The sequence below is a fragment of the Loigolactobacillus backii genome, from assembly GCF_001663675.1.
Lineage (GTDB): Bacteria > Bacillota > Bacilli > Lactobacillales > Lactobacillaceae > Loigolactobacillus > Loigolactobacillus backii.
Genome location: NZ_CP014873.1, coordinates 1214739 through 1229135, shown reverse-complemented (window position 1 = coordinate 1229135; position 14397 = coordinate 1214739). Strand labels below are relative to the sequence as shown.

Annotated in this window: 13 protein-coding genes; 5 read left to right on the top strand and 8 right to left on the bottom strand. The window is 40.3% G+C overall.

The window, feature by feature from the left end:
• The first annotated feature begins 111 nt into the window (after nucleotides 1-111).
• Nucleotides 112-912 (top strand): tyrosine-protein phosphatase, encoded by an 801-nt coding sequence (locus AYR53_RS05340; RefSeq protein ID WP_068225636.1) that lies wholly within the window; start codon nucleotides 112-114, stop codon nucleotides 910-912.
• 63 nt (nucleotides 913-975) lie between these two features.
• On the opposite strand, the gene AYR53_RS05335 is transcribed toward AYR53_RS05340, so the two are convergent.
• Both AYR53_RS05335 and AYR53_RS05330 read right to left on the bottom strand, forming a co-directional pair.
• Entirely contained in the window at nucleotides 976-2121 is a 1146-nt protein-coding gene (locus AYR53_RS05335) for an ArgE/DapE family deacylase (RefSeq protein ID WP_068281193.1), read from the bottom strand.
• 268 nt (nucleotides 2122-2389) lie between these two features.
• Nucleotides 2390-2947, bottom strand: a complete 558-nt coding sequence (locus AYR53_RS05330; RefSeq protein WP_068281194.1) for a CvpA family protein — start codon at nucleotides 2945-2947, stop codon at nucleotides 2390-2392.
• Between the two features lie 367 nt (nucleotides 2948-3314).
• On the opposite strand from AYR53_RS05330, the gene AYR53_RS05325 reads away from it, so the two are divergent.
• Nucleotides 3315-4679 (top strand): hemolysin family protein, encoded by a 1365-nt coding sequence (locus tag AYR53_RS05325; protein ID WP_068281195.1) that lies wholly within the window; start codon nucleotides 3315-3317, stop codon nucleotides 4677-4679.
• 212 nt (nucleotides 4680-4891) lie between these two features.
• Here the strand turns inward: AYR53_RS05325 and AYR53_RS05320 are convergent, their stop codons facing one another.
• The 3 genes from AYR53_RS05320 to nhaC form a co-directional block, all read right to left on the bottom strand.
• Complete coding sequence (locus tag AYR53_RS05320; protein ID WP_156519999.1) at nucleotides 4892-5056, bottom strand: hypothetical protein; 165 nt, start codon at nucleotides 5054-5056, stop codon at nucleotides 4892-4894.
• A 99-nt stretch (nucleotides 5057-5155) separates the two neighbouring features.
• A complete protein-coding gene (cls, locus tag AYR53_RS05315) occupies nucleotides 5156-6613 on the bottom strand; it encodes a cardiolipin synthase (RefSeq protein WP_068281196.1) in 1458 nt (485 codons plus the stop codon).
• Between the two features lie 104 nt (nucleotides 6614-6717).
• A complete protein-coding gene (gene nhaC / locus AYR53_RS05310) occupies nucleotides 6718-8100 on the bottom strand; it encodes a Na+/H+ antiporter NhaC (protein ID WP_075168902.1) in 1383 nt (460 codons plus the stop codon).
• A 646-nt stretch (nucleotides 8101-8746) separates the two neighbouring features.
• Between nhaC and AYR53_RS05305 the strand changes: the two genes are divergently transcribed.
• Together AYR53_RS05305 and AYR53_RS05300 are read left to right on the top strand one after the other, a co-directional pair.
• On the top strand, nucleotides 8747-10246 hold the full coding sequence (locus AYR53_RS05305) for an MDR family MFS transporter (protein WP_068281197.1): 1500 nt from the start codon (nucleotides 8747-8749) through the stop codon (nucleotides 10244-10246).
• Between the two features lie 2 nt (nucleotides 10247-10248).
• On the top strand, nucleotides 10249-10779 hold the full coding sequence (locus tag AYR53_RS05300; RefSeq protein ID WP_068281198.1) for a DUF4811 domain-containing protein: 531 nt from the start codon (nucleotides 10249-10251) through the stop codon (nucleotides 10777-10779).
• A 53-nt stretch (nucleotides 10780-10832) separates the two neighbouring features.
• Here AYR53_RS05300 and AYR53_RS05295 read toward each other — a convergent pair whose 3' ends face one another.
• Together AYR53_RS05295 and AYR53_RS05290 are read right to left on the bottom strand one after the other, a co-directional pair.
• Nucleotides 10833-11162: a hypothetical protein gene (locus tag AYR53_RS05295; RefSeq protein ID WP_068225644.1), complete on the bottom strand. Its 330-nt coding sequence runs from the start codon at nucleotides 11160-11162 to the stop codon at nucleotides 10833-10835.
• A gap of 302 nt (nucleotides 11163-11464) precedes the next feature.
• Nucleotides 11465-11665, bottom strand: coding sequence for a DUF2187 family protein (locus AYR53_RS05290; RefSeq protein WP_068225645.1), 201 nt, complete (start codon nucleotides 11663-11665; stop codon nucleotides 11465-11467).
• Nucleotides 11666-11934: 269 nt separating this feature from the next.
• Here AYR53_RS05290 and nrdI point away from each other — a divergent pair, with 269 nt between their 5' ends.
• Nucleotides 11935-12393 (top strand): class Ib ribonucleoside-diphosphate reductase assembly flavoprotein NrdI, encoded by a 459-nt coding sequence (gene nrdI, locus AYR53_RS05285; protein WP_068281199.1) that lies wholly within the window; start codon nucleotides 11935-11937, stop codon nucleotides 12391-12393.
• 144 nt (nucleotides 12394-12537) lie between these two features.
• On the opposite strand, the gene AYR53_RS05280 is transcribed toward nrdI, so the two are convergent.
• A complete protein-coding gene (locus tag AYR53_RS05280) occupies nucleotides 12538-14373 on the bottom strand; it encodes a DUF2207 domain-containing protein (RefSeq protein ID WP_068281200.1) in 1836 nt (611 codons plus the stop codon).
• Nucleotides 14374-14397: the final 24 nt, after the last annotated feature.

Genomic DNA, 14397 nt, shown 5'->3' with positions numbered 1-14397 from the left:
AGAAGAATACTTTCGCAAAAGTAATTTTTAAACATGGCCCAAATAAACCGTTGGCCTTTGAAAATAAATTTCATGTCACATAACCCTTACAGAACTTAGGAGGATCCACAAATGGTAGAACAGACAGCAAATCAGGCATTACCCATCACAACTGGCAGTAATTTTCGTGAACTTGGTGGTTACGAATCACAAAACGGTCAACACGTTAAGTACCATAAATTAGTGCGTTCAGGCCTATTAGGCGAACTAAATTCCCGTGACTTAACCTATTTAAGTGATTACGGTGTCCGTCAAGATATCGATTTTCGTTCAAATGATGAAGTTACTCAAACACCAGATAAGGTTCCTGTTCGTGCAACCTATCACTATCTTCCAGTATTTGATTATGATCAGACCCAAAATTCACAATCAATGCACGAATTAGAAATTGAATACCGGGATAATCCAAATAGCGGCCATGAACGAATGCTCAAGGTCTACCATAATTTGATTGCCGATCCCCACGCCAAAAAAGTTTATCATGATTTTTTTGCAACGTTATTGGCTAATACAGAGGATAATGAGGCTGTTTTATTTCACTGTACTGCTGGGAAGGACCGTACTGGTATGGGTGCCGTTTTCTTGCTCACTGCGTTAGGTGTGGACCGTGAAACAATTAAGGCTGATTATTTACTAACAAATACAATTGCGGCCCCGCACATTGAACACCGGCTCGCTGAATTAAAATCACTAAACGCACATCAAAACGTCGTCACAAATATTCAGTCGCTGTTAACCGTTCATCCTGATTACCTGGCTACTGCCTTAACTGAAATTAAGCACGAGGCTGGTGATCTAAAAAATTACTTGCACACTGATCTTGATCTGAGTGATCACGATATCAAGGAACTTCAACAAATTTACTTAGTATAAAGCACCTAAAAGGACTTCAGAATTGCCAGCTAAGATGGCCAATTCTGAAGTCCTATTTATTTTCTATTTTAAAAACGTATCAATAACCTGATGGTAAATTTGGATCGCAGCCAAATAATTTGAAATTACTACGTTCTCATCAACTTGATGTCCCGAATCGTTACCTGGTCCAAAAATAACAATTGGAAATCGTTTTGCAGCGTGAATAAATTCTGAAGCATCCGTTGCACCACTATCGCCAACTACTGGAATTTCTCGATCCAATCGTTCAGCAGCGATTTGTTTAACTAGCTGAACAAATGGTGCCTTAGGGTTGCCAGGTAACGGGCTTTCTGGATAATGATAAGTGATTTCAAGATGAACACCATCTATTTGATTAAGCTCAGCAACTAACTGCGTTATTTCTGTCATTAAATTTTTGGTTGGGTATGCCGGAATTGTCCGCACATTGCCCGACAGCATTGCCCGTGCCGGAATACTATTAATCTGATCACCACCAGAAATCAACGTAATATTATGTAATAGCCCACCAAGTACCGGATCAACCTGATCCTTGCTGGCCATTAACGCCTGAATTCGCGGATAGAACAATAGTAGATTCTGAATAGCATTAATACCGCGTTGTGGCTCAGCACTATGGGCGCTTTTACCAACAGACATGACAGTATAGTCAATGACACCGCGGTGAGTGTATTCAACATTCAGATTACTAGGCTCGCCAATGATTAAAGCGTCTAAATCATCCGCAAATCCCTGTTTAGTTAACTGGGCGGCACCGTACTCCCCGGTTTCTTCACCAACAGTTGCAAATAAACGAATTTTTCCGTTAAAAGGTGTCCCTGCCGCTAAGAGATCTAACAAAACGCAAACCATAGCCGCTAACCCGCTCTTCATATCAGTAGCACCGCGACCATAAATCTTATTCATTGCCTCAGTTCCACTAAATGGCGGGTACTTCCAATTAGCAACATCCCCTGGCGCAACAACGTCGGTGTGTCCGGCTAGACCAATTATTTTCCCATCAGCCTGACCATTCACTGTAATTACTAAATTAGTTCGGCCTGGTGCGTACTCAACGCGCGTTACTTGTGCAGCCGGATACGGATGAAATAAATCCGCAATATAATCCGCCACGGTCGCTTCATTTTGATTAACTGACTTAATTTGAATTAGTTTTTTTAAAATTGATAGCGCATTTTCTCTCTTCATAAGCGACAACTAACCTTTCCATTTCCCAATTAAGTACATCATAGCAGAATTGGCCCACTTTTTTTAATTTTAATTAAAAAAAGTGGGCCAAAGTAATCCGCTTAGAGAGTGTTTGAAAAAGTGGTTAGCTTCTACTTCGCAGTTAAAGTTAGTTATTTACAAAGATCGCAACTGGCTGATGCCGCTTTGAATGTTGTCTATTCTTGTGGTAAAAGCATTTTACTAACACGGCTTAGATTGCCTACTGCTAGTTACTTTGTCCCACTATTTAGATCGATGTCTGATTAGTTGTTTGATCGGTAGTGGTTTTATTTGAAGTATCGGAATTAGAATCCGTATGCCCTAGATACCGTTGCAATAAGTTACTGGTTAGAACGGGGGTCTTAGTCAAAATAGTTTGTGCAACGGTTGATTCCTGCAGTTGATTTTGAAATGACTGCACTGGTAACAGCGCGCCAATGCAAAGAACTACAAAAACCATCAGGTAAGTAATCACGAAACCAACAATGCCACCTGCCAAACCATTGGCCTGATGGATAACCGGTAAAAAGGTAATGTAACGTGATAATCTAGCAATAAAGTGAATTAGCATCCAGCCAATTGCAGTAAGTAACAAAAAGGCAATTGAATTTGCAAGTCCAAAATTGGTTGTCGTTGTTCCAGTTAGATTAGCTAATGCCGCCCCAACTGTTTGGTAGGTCATTCGGGCAAAGATAAAAACGGCAATATAGCCTAGTGAATATAATAATTCAACAATTAGGCCACGATGCAAGCCGCGATAGATTGCTAAGCCTAAAAGCACAACGATAATAATAGTTAATAGCATAGTGGCGGGCTCCTCTTCATTATTAATGTCTATTTTACGTTAACGTAAAAATCTCATTTTCATTGGATGTCCATTCTCCTTGCACGAAAACCGTGCACTCGAAACATGGCTCCTCTTCATTCTCTATGTCTATCTTTCGTGTAAACGTAAAATCTTTTCTACATGTTAGCACAGTGCTAGTGAATAAAAACGGTCTGAAGGCCGATTTAAGTAATCGTTAAGCATTATATATTAAATGCCGGTTAAATTTACTTTTTGAATATACCTTAATAATGACATAACTATAAGTATAAATTTAATTATTTTAGGCTTCTTAAAGTTAAACATGTTAAAATAGACTAATTATCGAGTGAAATGGGGAATAATTGTGGCAAGTAGTCAAATCGCTATTAACCTACTGATTATGTTAATCACCTTTCTCTTTGCGGCTTTCTTCGTTGCCTGTGAATTTGCCTTAGTTCAGGTTCGACCTAGCGCTTTAGAGGAAGAATTAGAAAAACGTGGGGGTAAGTCACGTAAAATCAGTACCGCTTTAGACATGGTACACAAATTAAATGAATATTTATCGACTACTCAAGTTGGGGTTAGTGTTGCTGGGATTATTTTAGGTTGGATTGGTGAATCAACAGTGGAATCCATTTTAATTGATCTATTCAATCTTGATCATTTACTGAGTCCCGCCGTTTTACACATTGTTGGCGCAATTCTCGGTGTCCTAGTTCTAACCTACTTAGAAGTTGTCTTTACCGAAATTGTTCCAAAAAATATCTCAATTGATATGCCAATGCAGGCGATGATGTTTGTCACAACACCATTACATTATTTTCACATTCTATTTTATCCGTTTGTTTGGCTCCTAAATACTTCCTCAACTGGCGTCGTTAAATTAATCGGCTTACAACCAGCAGATGAAGAAAATGCTAACTATTCCCAGGCCGAAATTTTGAAATTATCTAAAAATGCAGTTTCCGGCGGTCAATTGGAACGAAACGACTACATTTATATGGAACGTGCTTTTGAAATGAACGATAAAGTCGCTAAGGATATCATGATTGATCGCACTTCCTTAATTGTGGTTGATGTTACAGCAACTGTTGCCGAAGTAATTGATCTTTACGTTAAAGAAGGCTTCAGCCGTTTTCCAGTCGTTGAACACAATGACAAGGACGACATTTTAGGCTACGTTTATAATTACGATTTAATCAAACAAGCCGAAAGTGATGATTCAATTCACGTCAGTAAAATGCTTCGCAATATTATTACCGTTCCAGAAACGGCCTCATTACAAACCGTGTTGGCACAGATGGTCCAAAAGCAAACACCAATTGTCGTCGTTGTTGATGAATACGGTGGTACCAGTGGTATTGTCACTGATCGGGATATTTATGAAGAACTTTTTGGAACCGTTAAGGATGAAAATGAAAAACCTTCTGAAGAATATGTGCTCAAGCAGGCCGATGAAACTTACCGGGTTAATGGTAAAATAACGCTTTACGATTTTGAACGCTACTTCAACGTTAAAATCAAAAGCTTTGATGACTCAGACGCCGTCACTTTAACTGGTTTTGTCATGAAAGATAATCCTAGTATTCATTTGAATGATATTGTTCAAATCGATCAGTTTTCTTTAAAAGTTGCCGATATGGAAAATGCCTACATTAATTGGTTTGAGGTTAAAATTCAGCCGATAATACCAAAACTTGTCGAAAGTGAGCAAGACGAGCAAAAATAAGCTTTTAATTGCATCCTTACACAAATACGCGGAAATAGTAGGTGACCAGGACAAAAGTCTTAGCTGCTTACTATTTCCGCGTATTTACTTCTAGAACGTGCGCCAAAAGCTTGAGCTCACCCAAGACCGACCTTTGTCCCACTTTCTCCTGCTTTAATTTTTCGAACACTAAACTTCTGAACAGCAGGTCCCAATTTTATTACGTCACTTAGCTATTTGTTTAAACTATTTTGGATTTGGCGAATTCCAAACGATAACGCAATTACCATCAAGACACCTAATCGTAACAGCCGAAAAGGACCAATTCCAAAGTGGCCACGGTGGGTTAATCGATAAATAATTGCATAACCTAAAAGTACGGCCACTAAAAAGGCCAAAATACCCACGCCCAATTGACGCCAATTAATTTGTCGTTTAATTTTTGAAACTTCCCTTCGTTCCCTTTGGCAATAATTAAAATAATTGTAAGGCGAAAATTATAGAACTGGCGATAACAATCTAGAAAAATTCTGTTTTAATACTAGCCAACGTGATTGATCATCGATTTCGGCCTGCGTTAACAAGCGAGAATCAGTCATATCCTTTTCAAAAATTCGGGCCAGCTGGCGTGCAACTTTAATGTCATAAAGAAAAGCGTTCACTTCAAAATTCAACTTATAACTACGAAAATCCTGATTTGCTGAACCAACGGTCGCCAACTTACCGTCAGTGACGACTGTTTTAGCGTGGAGGAAGCCTTTTTCGTAGATGTAAATTTTAACCCCGGCCGCGAATAAAATTTTTGCGTAATACTGCGTTGCCCGGTAAATGAACGGATGATCTGGCATGTTCGGAATCATTATGCGAACATCAATCCCCGATTCGGCCGCAATCGTTAGCGCCGAAAGTACACTTTCATCTGGTACTAAATAGGGCGATTGAATCCAGACATTTTTTTTGGCCATACTAATCATTTTAATGTAACCAGATTTAATTTGCTCTTTCTGTGCTGACGGGCCAGAGGTCACAATTTGTAACGCCGTTGTTGCATCCTTCGGCCGTAATGGCGTCGGGAAAAAACGTAATTGGTAATTAAGGTGTCGATCTTCTTTAACCGAGGCATTCCAATCCATAATAAAATGCGTTTGTAACGCCATAACGCCGGTACCAATAATACGTAGGTGTGTATCACGCCAATAACCAAATTTCTTACTTCGGCCTAAATATTGATCGCCTACATTAAATCCACCGGTATAGCCGATTTGACCATCCACCACGACAATTTTACGATGGACATGATAGTTTAAGCGGGTTTTGGTGATTGAATTATGCGATGTGATAAAAGTCGCTGCTTGGCCGCCTAATGATTCCAAGGTGCGGAACCACTTGGCCGTTGTCCCGTGCGAACCGAATGCATCGTAGAGTACACGAACTTCGACGCCTTCTTTGGCCTTTTGTTCCAGTATCCGCAGCAATTCGTTACCAATTTGATCATTATAAATTGTGTAATATTCAACGTGAATGCTATGCTTTGCCTGCCGAATGTCTTTAAATAAAGCGGCAAACTTTTCTTCACCATCAGTAAAAATCTCAACTTTATTACGTTTAGTCAAGGGTGCCTGATCAGTCATTTCAAAAAAATGAACAAGACTGCTAGCGTTGGCGGTCATATTCTCCGATATTGGCGTTGCAAATTCAATATCATCCTTTCTTTGGGAAGCAATCATCTGGGCCAGCCCCGTGCGATCCTGATGTTCTAAATTAAAAATCTTTTCCCGGCCTAGTCCGCGCCCGGTAAAGAGATATAAAATAAAACCAATAACTGGCAACATTACTAAAACCAATAACCAGGCCCACGTTGTTGAAATATCACGGTGCTGGCGAAAAACCGTTACAACAGCAAGTACGGTGTTAAGGGTGATAATACAATCCCACATCACCTTAAACCAATCCATCCTCATCAACTCCTATATCTGATGTTGTCTATTATACGCCCCTAGCGCAAAAATTTCGTCAATCTTACTTGCGCGCCTTTAAAAAGGATAATTTCAAACGCCACTTACTTACTAGCTATTCGTTTCAAACCAATACCAGTGTAACCACTTAGTAAAGAAAAAATTGGCGAGAGCAAACTAAAGAAAGTAAATGGTAAGTAGTCCAGCGTTGGAACCCCTAATGTATTCGCGGCAAAAACACCAGCTACTCCCCAAGGAACTAAATAATTAATTACGGTTCCGCCATCTTCCAAAACACGCCCCAATGCAACATTAGCCAGTCCAGCCTGATTAAATGCCTTTTTAAAAGCCTTGCCTGGCAAAATAACGGATAAGAATTGCTCGCCGATAAATAAATTAACACCGATCCCAGCGACAATCCCAGCCGTTACCAATTTACCATCAGTATTAAGTCGTTTGGCCAGTGGCACCATAATTGCATCAATTAAACCTAATTTCATTAAAAGACCACCTAGCGATAAGGTTAAAACAATCAACGAAACCGTCCCCATCATACTGGAAATTCCACCCCGCGTTAGTAACATATCAACATCAGTATTACCGCTTTTGGCAACAAAACCTGTTTCAATAATGGCGGCAATCTTTTTCAAGGACATTGAAGGTTGTTCAATGAAAATCATCAAAACTGAGACAAAAATATTCAAAAATAAAGTTGGAATAGCGGGCATCTTTCGCCAAGCACAGATAAACATTAAACTTATCGGCACGATCGCCCACAGTGAAACGTTAAAGTTCTGTGTTAGAACGGCAACAGTTCGATTGATTTTGCCAAAGTTTGCGGCCGCCGCACCATGGCCTAAAATTGTAAAACCCAACAGACTGATGATAAAAGCTGGAATAGTGGTCCACATTAAATTTTCAATGTGTTTAAATAAATCTGCTCCTACGACTGCCGCGGTCAGATTAGTCGATTCTGATAAAGGTGACGACTTATCGCCAAATACGGCACCGGAGATGATTGCTCCAGCGACCAATGCTGGATTAACACCCATGGTCATTCCCATCCCAAAGAAAGCAATCCCTACAGTCGAAATAACCGTAAAAGCACTACCAACCGACGTTCCAACGAGTGCACAAACAACAAATACTGATGGAACAAACCAACGAACGCTAATTAATTTAAAACCAAAAACCATTAACGAAGGAATAATTCCAGCGGCAATCCAAGTACTAATGAGTGCCCCAACTAAAATAAAAATAAAGATTGGAATAATACCAGTTTCAATTCCTTCTTGAATACCTTTGTTAATCACTGTAAATTCAAAATGACGCAAACGTGCCCACAACATGATTAACGCAATTACTAGCATAACTGGTGTCTGTGGTGATAGGCCAAAGCCGATCACGCCAACCCCCATGATTGTTAACATAATAATTAAAACAACAAGTGCCTCACTAAAACCAACCTTTGTCCGCATTTTCTTCATCCTTTCCATAAAAAAAGTCCCTGCTGCAAAATTGCAACAGGGACGATTTAACCGTGGTACCACCCAAATTGAGACCAGAATCTGGCCTCCACTTAAAAATCGTTAACGAGATTTCTACCGTATGCTTCAACAGTAAACCGTATTTCAAGCTTATTACCCTGATCGGTTCGCAGCACCCACCGACTTCCTGACACCCAGATAATAGATTACTTAAAGGTCTACCTCACATTTTTATTAAACTCATTGGAGCATAGCATCAAATTACTTAGCCGTCAACTAGAGAGTGTTGGGAAAAGCGATTAGCTTCCGAGCATTAGCCTAAATTGACGAATAATTCATGCAATGAATTATTTGGCGATTGTAGCTACTATTCCGCAATTGAGGATTATTAGCACAAAACGCTAATAATCTAGATGCTTCATACGTTGTCCATTCAACTACGGCGAAAACCGCCAAGTTGAAACATGGCAACCGCAGGAAGCTGCCTTTCCCAACACGTTTCCGCAAATTTGATCAAGGAAAGACTATTAAAAGTATCTTCCAAACACGCCTTAGTCTAAGCTCACAGTCAGTAATTGGTGGCTCAATCATAACAAGTGGTATAATTAACGGTTGTGATTATCCTAAAAAGAAGAAGGAACATTTTATGGCACAGCAATCAACATCAACTGATCAAGTTATCGATGCTAATGGACGACCTTATAATCGGCTACTATTAGTTTTAACGTTATTGGTTGGTACTTTTTCAACTTTCATTATGCAGACAATTCTAACAACGTCTTTTCCAACCCTGATGAAACACTTTAACATCACGGCGGATACCGTTCAATGGTTAACAACGGGCTTCATGCTTGTTATGGGGATTATGATTCCTATTACCGCATGGTTGCTTACTCGTTTCAATTCAAAATACCTTTACATAACAGCTATGAGCTTATTTTGGATTGGTACCTTCGTTTGTTATGAAGCCAGCAGCTTCGGAATGCTGCTCACAGGGCGTTTAATTGAAGCGATGGGTGTTGGTATTTCAGCACCTGTTTTTCAAACGATCATGCTTACTATTTTCCCGCCCGCAAAACGTGGTACTGCCATGGGCCTGGCCGGAATTGTTATTGGTCTAGCACCGGCTATTGGCCCAACTCTTTCTGGTTGGATTTTAGTTCATTATTCATGGCGAATGCTGTTTTTAGTCATTCTACCAGTTAACGGCTTTGTTTTAGTATTATCATTTTTCACCATGCGGAAAGTTTTACAGACCTCACATCCAAAAATTGATATCCTATCCGTTATTGTTTCTACAATCGGCTTTGGGACCATGCTCTATGCCTTTTCATCAGTTGGCGCTAAGGGCTGGGGTGATGTCCAGGTGTACGTACCCCTTATTATTGGGATAATCTTTGTCGCGCTCTTTGTCTACCGCCAGCTACACATGGACAAGCCGTTACTTGAACTGCGTGTCTTTAGGGTTAAGGCCTTCACCTTGTCAGCAATTTTAACTGCCGTTGCCTACATGGCAATGATGGGTGTCGAAATGATCTTACCCCTCTATATCCAAACCGTTCGGGGCGAATCCGCCTTTCAGTCTGGTTTAATCTTACTACCTGGTGCCATTATGATGGGAATTATGAGCCCGATCACTGGTAAAATTTTTGACGAAATTGGTGCCAAACGTTTAGCAATGACAGGCATGATTCTACTAACCACTGGTACGGTTTTCTTTGTTACACTAACTGCTAAAACGCCGCTCATTTATATAACGGCACTTTATACGATGCGAATGTTTGGTATCACAATGGTCACAATGCCCGTAACTACAACTGGTATGAACGCCTTACCAATTCGCTTAATTAGTCACGGAACGGCCGTCAACAATACTGCTCGGCAAGTTGCAGCATCAATGGGAACGGCCATTTTGATTAGTATTTTAACTAACGTTACCACTAACCGACTACCGGCCAAAGTACTTTTACACCAAGCACCCCTTACCTACCGAACGCAGGCAATCAACGCTAATTTGGCCGGTTACCACGCTGCCTTCATCGTTTCACTTGTCTTCTGCGCCATCGGACTTTGCCTAACCTTTATGCTGAAAGATGGTAATAACGCACAGAGTACTTCAGTGCTGGATGCTAAGGAGGCCAAGTAGCGATGATTTTAATCTTTTTAACCATTGGAATTCTTATTTTTAGTGGTTCAATGATCTTTTTAAAAAAGAGTGGCAGCCGAAGCTGGATAAATTGGCTAAGTTTAATTTTAATTTTTGTTAGTATGGGTTTAATTACACTTAACGACACGGCACACTTCGGAATGCACGAAGTAACAAGTACCCGTAAAAGACCACTCCTATCTAGTACGCCCGCTAGCAAGATGAACTTATTACTCTACCAACCACTAGGAACAAATGGCACCGAAAGAATTTACCTTTACCGAACAAATTCAAAACAAGTAAAACCAACGCCAACTTCAACTGTCCGTACTAGTTACACCGTCAAGAAAGGGCAGAATAAGGCTCAGGTTAGCATTGCTACAACGCGGTGGGTGTACCGAAATCAATTGATGCACACTTTGTTTGGTATCACTGGTGAAAATAACCAATTTCAGCGGCGACACTATACCTTTAAGTTGACCAATGCTTGGCAGACTTTAAGTACTACTGCAGCAAAAAAAATCCAAAAATAAAAATGAGTGAGTAAGCGGCAGAGATTCTGCTGTTACCCACTCACTTTTATTTTTTATTCAAAAGATTTTAATTTAAGTGCCTGTCCGAGTAGCCGGCCAGCTTCTTGCCGTGTTTTAGTTTGATCCATATCAAAAATAATTCCCGTGATTTCATGATCAGCAAAATCGTACCGCTCGTAATAAATATATGGATCTTCATCAGCATTATGAAAAGTATCGCTGATCTTAGTTGTGAAGCCCTTCGCCCAATCATCGTTGTCAATGTTAGGAATGTCCTTACGCGTTACGTAGCCTTGTTTTTTAATCAAGTCAACTGCCTTATCAATATCTGCCTGATCGTACGTAATCTCCGGTTTTTTAGTCTTAGCCTGTTCTTCTGCCAAAATATGATCTCCTTTACAAATTAAAGGTTATTTTAGCGTTCTTGCACCGATGGGTAAATTAACACTCATTATTGTAGCCACGTTTCACCTTACTACTTCATGATAGTCCTTTTTTTGAAAATTGTTTAATGAAAGCGAACCCAAGTGGCACTATTATTAATTAAGGTCGCAATCAGATATAGAAAGTAGGCTTACTAGTATTTTCCTGACTAATTGGGCGTAAATGTGTTTAAAAAAACAGCATCCGCAGATTTTAAGCGTTTTTTCAAACACTCCCTATTGAACAAAAAGCATCCAACACACTATTCAACTAACTTCATTTTAGCCAAACTAATTACGGCTTTGTGCTGTAAATCATCAAAGTTGATTTCATCTGTTTTGGCATAATCAGTAATATTAACTAACGCTGAATTATCGTACACTTTCTCCACTTTACCGGAAAAATCAGCTTCCATATTACCATTTGCCTTGCATCGAACAGTATTGCCTATTTGGATCTCCATAAAAATTCCTCCGTATTGTTCAATAAATAACTTAGGCCATATATTAACGCGATTATTTTGGGATTGCAAGAAATATTTATGGTTTTTTAAAATGCCCTTAAACTTTTTTCACTAAAAAGTAACCACCAAATTAAACATAGCGCCAAGTAGGTCCTGACACCCTTTTTAACCCGACTTTATATTTTTCAATTGATAACGTAAACGTGTTTGAAGAGCCAGATTGTGTTAAATTAAGAACAGAAATTATCTTATTCTTGAAGGAGTTCATCATGTTAAACATTTTATATATTTCAATCTCCGGTAATACGCGCTCTTTTGTTGAAGATTTACAAACCTATGCTGCAAAAAAACACCAAGAAGATATTAATGAGCCCCTGATTAGCCTCAAAGAAATTTCGGAAGCAACACCTTACGCCGATGAAACACAAACCTATTTCGCCTTCGTCCCCACCTATTTAGACGGCGGAAATGGCATTGATAATGGCGTCGATGAGCTAATGACCAACGCAATGGGTGAATATATTGCTTACCACCAGAACCGCAATTACTGTTTAGGCGTCGTTGGCTCCGGTAACCGTAATTTTAACGAGCAATACTGCTTAACAGCAAAAATGTACGCCCGCGATTACAACATGCCCTTTATCGGTGATTACGAGTTACGTGGAACTAGTGCCGACGTTAAACGAATTTACGCCATTTTAAAGGAACAACAATCTAAATCGGCGTAATACTAAAAAAACAATGTTCTGACTATTTAAAAAATAGCGGAACATTGTTTTTTTACCTGTATTTTAAAAGCTAACTTACCGCACAATGGCGGTTAGTTCTAGTAGTCCTTCGAAGTAGCACCTAAACGTTTTTTCCATTACGTTTTAGAAAGCGCCACCGCCGGAACCACCACCAAAGCCCCCAGTGCCACCACCAGAGAAACCACCCGAACCACCACTAGTGCTTGATATTGAATTAGCAGCAACACTTGAAGAGAATGTACTTGTGAAACTACTGCTAAAATCAGTGCCGGCAAATGCCTGTGGGTAAATAAATAATGGATAGCCAATCGGTAACCCAACGCGTAATTGTTCATCAGAGAAATTGGCCTTCAACGCTGCAGCAACCTTTTTGGCCGAACCAAACGCAACTGCATAGGGTAAGATCTGCTCCCACAGTAGCAAGTCACCAACTTTTGCCGTATCAAAATGACCAATGTCGCGTAGCATTCGATCAAAACCATGAAGTTTTTCAATTGCTTGACTACCTGATTGAACATAACGTGGCAAATGGCTCACTTTAACTAGCCAAACGCCCCAACTAACCACTAATAATAAACCCGCCGTAACGATAACTGGCCAGGTTAACGGACTATTTTTTGTTCCAGTTGCAATATAAAAGTCACAGATTAGCGCAATCACAGTAAAAATACTGCTGATGATAGCAAGTGTAAAAGCGTGGGAGCGTACTAGCTGATTTGTTTTATTGTTGAAGCCTAACGCGGTTGTTTGTTGCCGTTGGTGAGTTACCCAACTAGAAAAGGCGTCACTCAACCGCCCGTTTTGCTGTCTACCATAGGCCTGAATTTGGGCCATAGTGACTGAACCTGCCTTACCAATCTGGTTAAATAACAAATCAAAAATCGGTTGCTTCAAAGTAGCGGCCGATAATTTGGCCGTTTTGGTAAGCCGATAAGTTTTATGATCTGCTTCAATCACAATCTCACCTTTGGCCGCTAACGCCATTAATGTCGCTGTAAAAGCCTTTGCGTCTGGTCCATCGCGCTTCAACAAACGCTGAGCAACTGCTGGTGAGTACGGCGGAATATCAAAACTATGTGGAACTGGCGTGGGCCTAGGATAATGATCAGCAGGATGCCGCGTTAGCCAGATAAGCTGATAAATCAAATTAAATGCAGCAATCGCCAAGGCTGAAAACGCAATAATGATTGGAATTCGCCGTTGCATTTCCCGTTTCTGATTGGCTTCTTGGGCAAATTTTGCCTCTTGCTTTTGAATCTTGTGCTTCATTTTTTTAGTACTGCGTTGTGGATTTTGCGCCGTTACCGTTGTCGGAAATAGTAGGCGACTTTGAACAAAAGTTTTCGCAGGTACTTCTGCCACCTTCATCACCACACGCCCATTTTTCCGGTCAACGGCTACTTGCCCATTTAGCGGACCATGTGCCCATGCCTGCAGTCCTTGGACAGATTTTTGCGGCAATTGAATTGTAATGTGAACATTATTAAGCGGAACTTCCCAGCCGGTACCAATTACCTTCCAATTCAGCGTAGCCGTATCGGCATAGTTAGTAACCACCCCATTTAACTGGTAACGATAAATAAACGTGGCCGCCTGGTTACTAATCGGATGGTAAACCTTTAGCTGGTAGGCATCATCAGTCTGCGTTGTACTGAAAGTATTAGGCGCCCCGGTTGTATTCTCCGCTAGCCGTTGCTCGTGACCATCTTGGTCAATTGCAACCTGTGGATTAACTAATCCCTTAATACCGGCAATATCTTGTTTGTAATAGACACCATTAAAATCACCATCAAAATCATAACGAATGCGTTGGGTAACTTGCGCGTCACCGCTCTTTGTCACATTAATATTGACTGAATAATTAGTAATATTATAACTTTTCGCCGCAGCCGGTTGTGACCAGCACATAACCAACAGCAATCCTAATAGCGCTACTAACCACGAATGCTTTTTTAGCATGTCTTCACCTATCCTCACTTTAAA

Excerpts from the sequence above, each read along its gene's own strand:
- AYR53_RS05280 (WP_068281200.1), bottom strand. The coding sequence starts at position 14,373 with ATGCTAAAAAAGCATTCGTGGTTAGTAGCGCTATTAGGATTGCTGTTG.
- AYR53_RS05335 (WP_068281193.1), bottom strand. The coding sequence starts at position 2,121 with ATGAAGAGAGAAAATGCGCTATCAATTTTAAAAAAACTAATTCAAATT.
- AYR53_RS05330 (WP_068281194.1), bottom strand. The coding sequence starts at position 2,947 with ATGCTATTAACTATTATTATCGTTGTGCTTTTAGGCTTAGCAATCTAT.
- AYR53_RS05340 (WP_068225636.1), top strand. The coding sequence starts at position 112 with ATGGTAGAACAGACAGCAAATCAGGCATTACCCATCACAACTGGCAGT.
- cls (WP_068281196.1), bottom strand. The coding sequence starts at position 6,613 with ATGGATTGGTTTAAGGTGATGTGGGATTGTATTATCACCCTTAACACC.
- AYR53_RS05305 (WP_068281197.1), top strand. The coding sequence starts at position 8,747 with ATGGCACAGCAATCAACATCAACTGATCAAGTTATCGATGCTAATGGA.
- AYR53_RS05290 (WP_068225645.1), bottom strand. The coding sequence starts at position 11,665 with ATGGAGATCCAAATAGGCAATACTGTTCGATGCAAGGCAAATGGTAAT.
- AYR53_RS05300 (WP_068281198.1), top strand. The coding sequence starts at position 10,249 with ATGATTTTAATCTTTTTAACCATTGGAATTCTTATTTTTAGTGGTTCA.
- nrdI (WP_068281199.1), top strand. The coding sequence starts at position 11,935 with ATGTTAAACATTTTATATATTTCAATCTCCGGTAATACGCGCTCTTTT.
- nhaC (WP_075168902.1), bottom strand. The coding sequence starts at position 8,100 with ATGAAGAAAATGCGGACAAAGGTTGGTTTTAGTGAGGCACTTGTTGTT.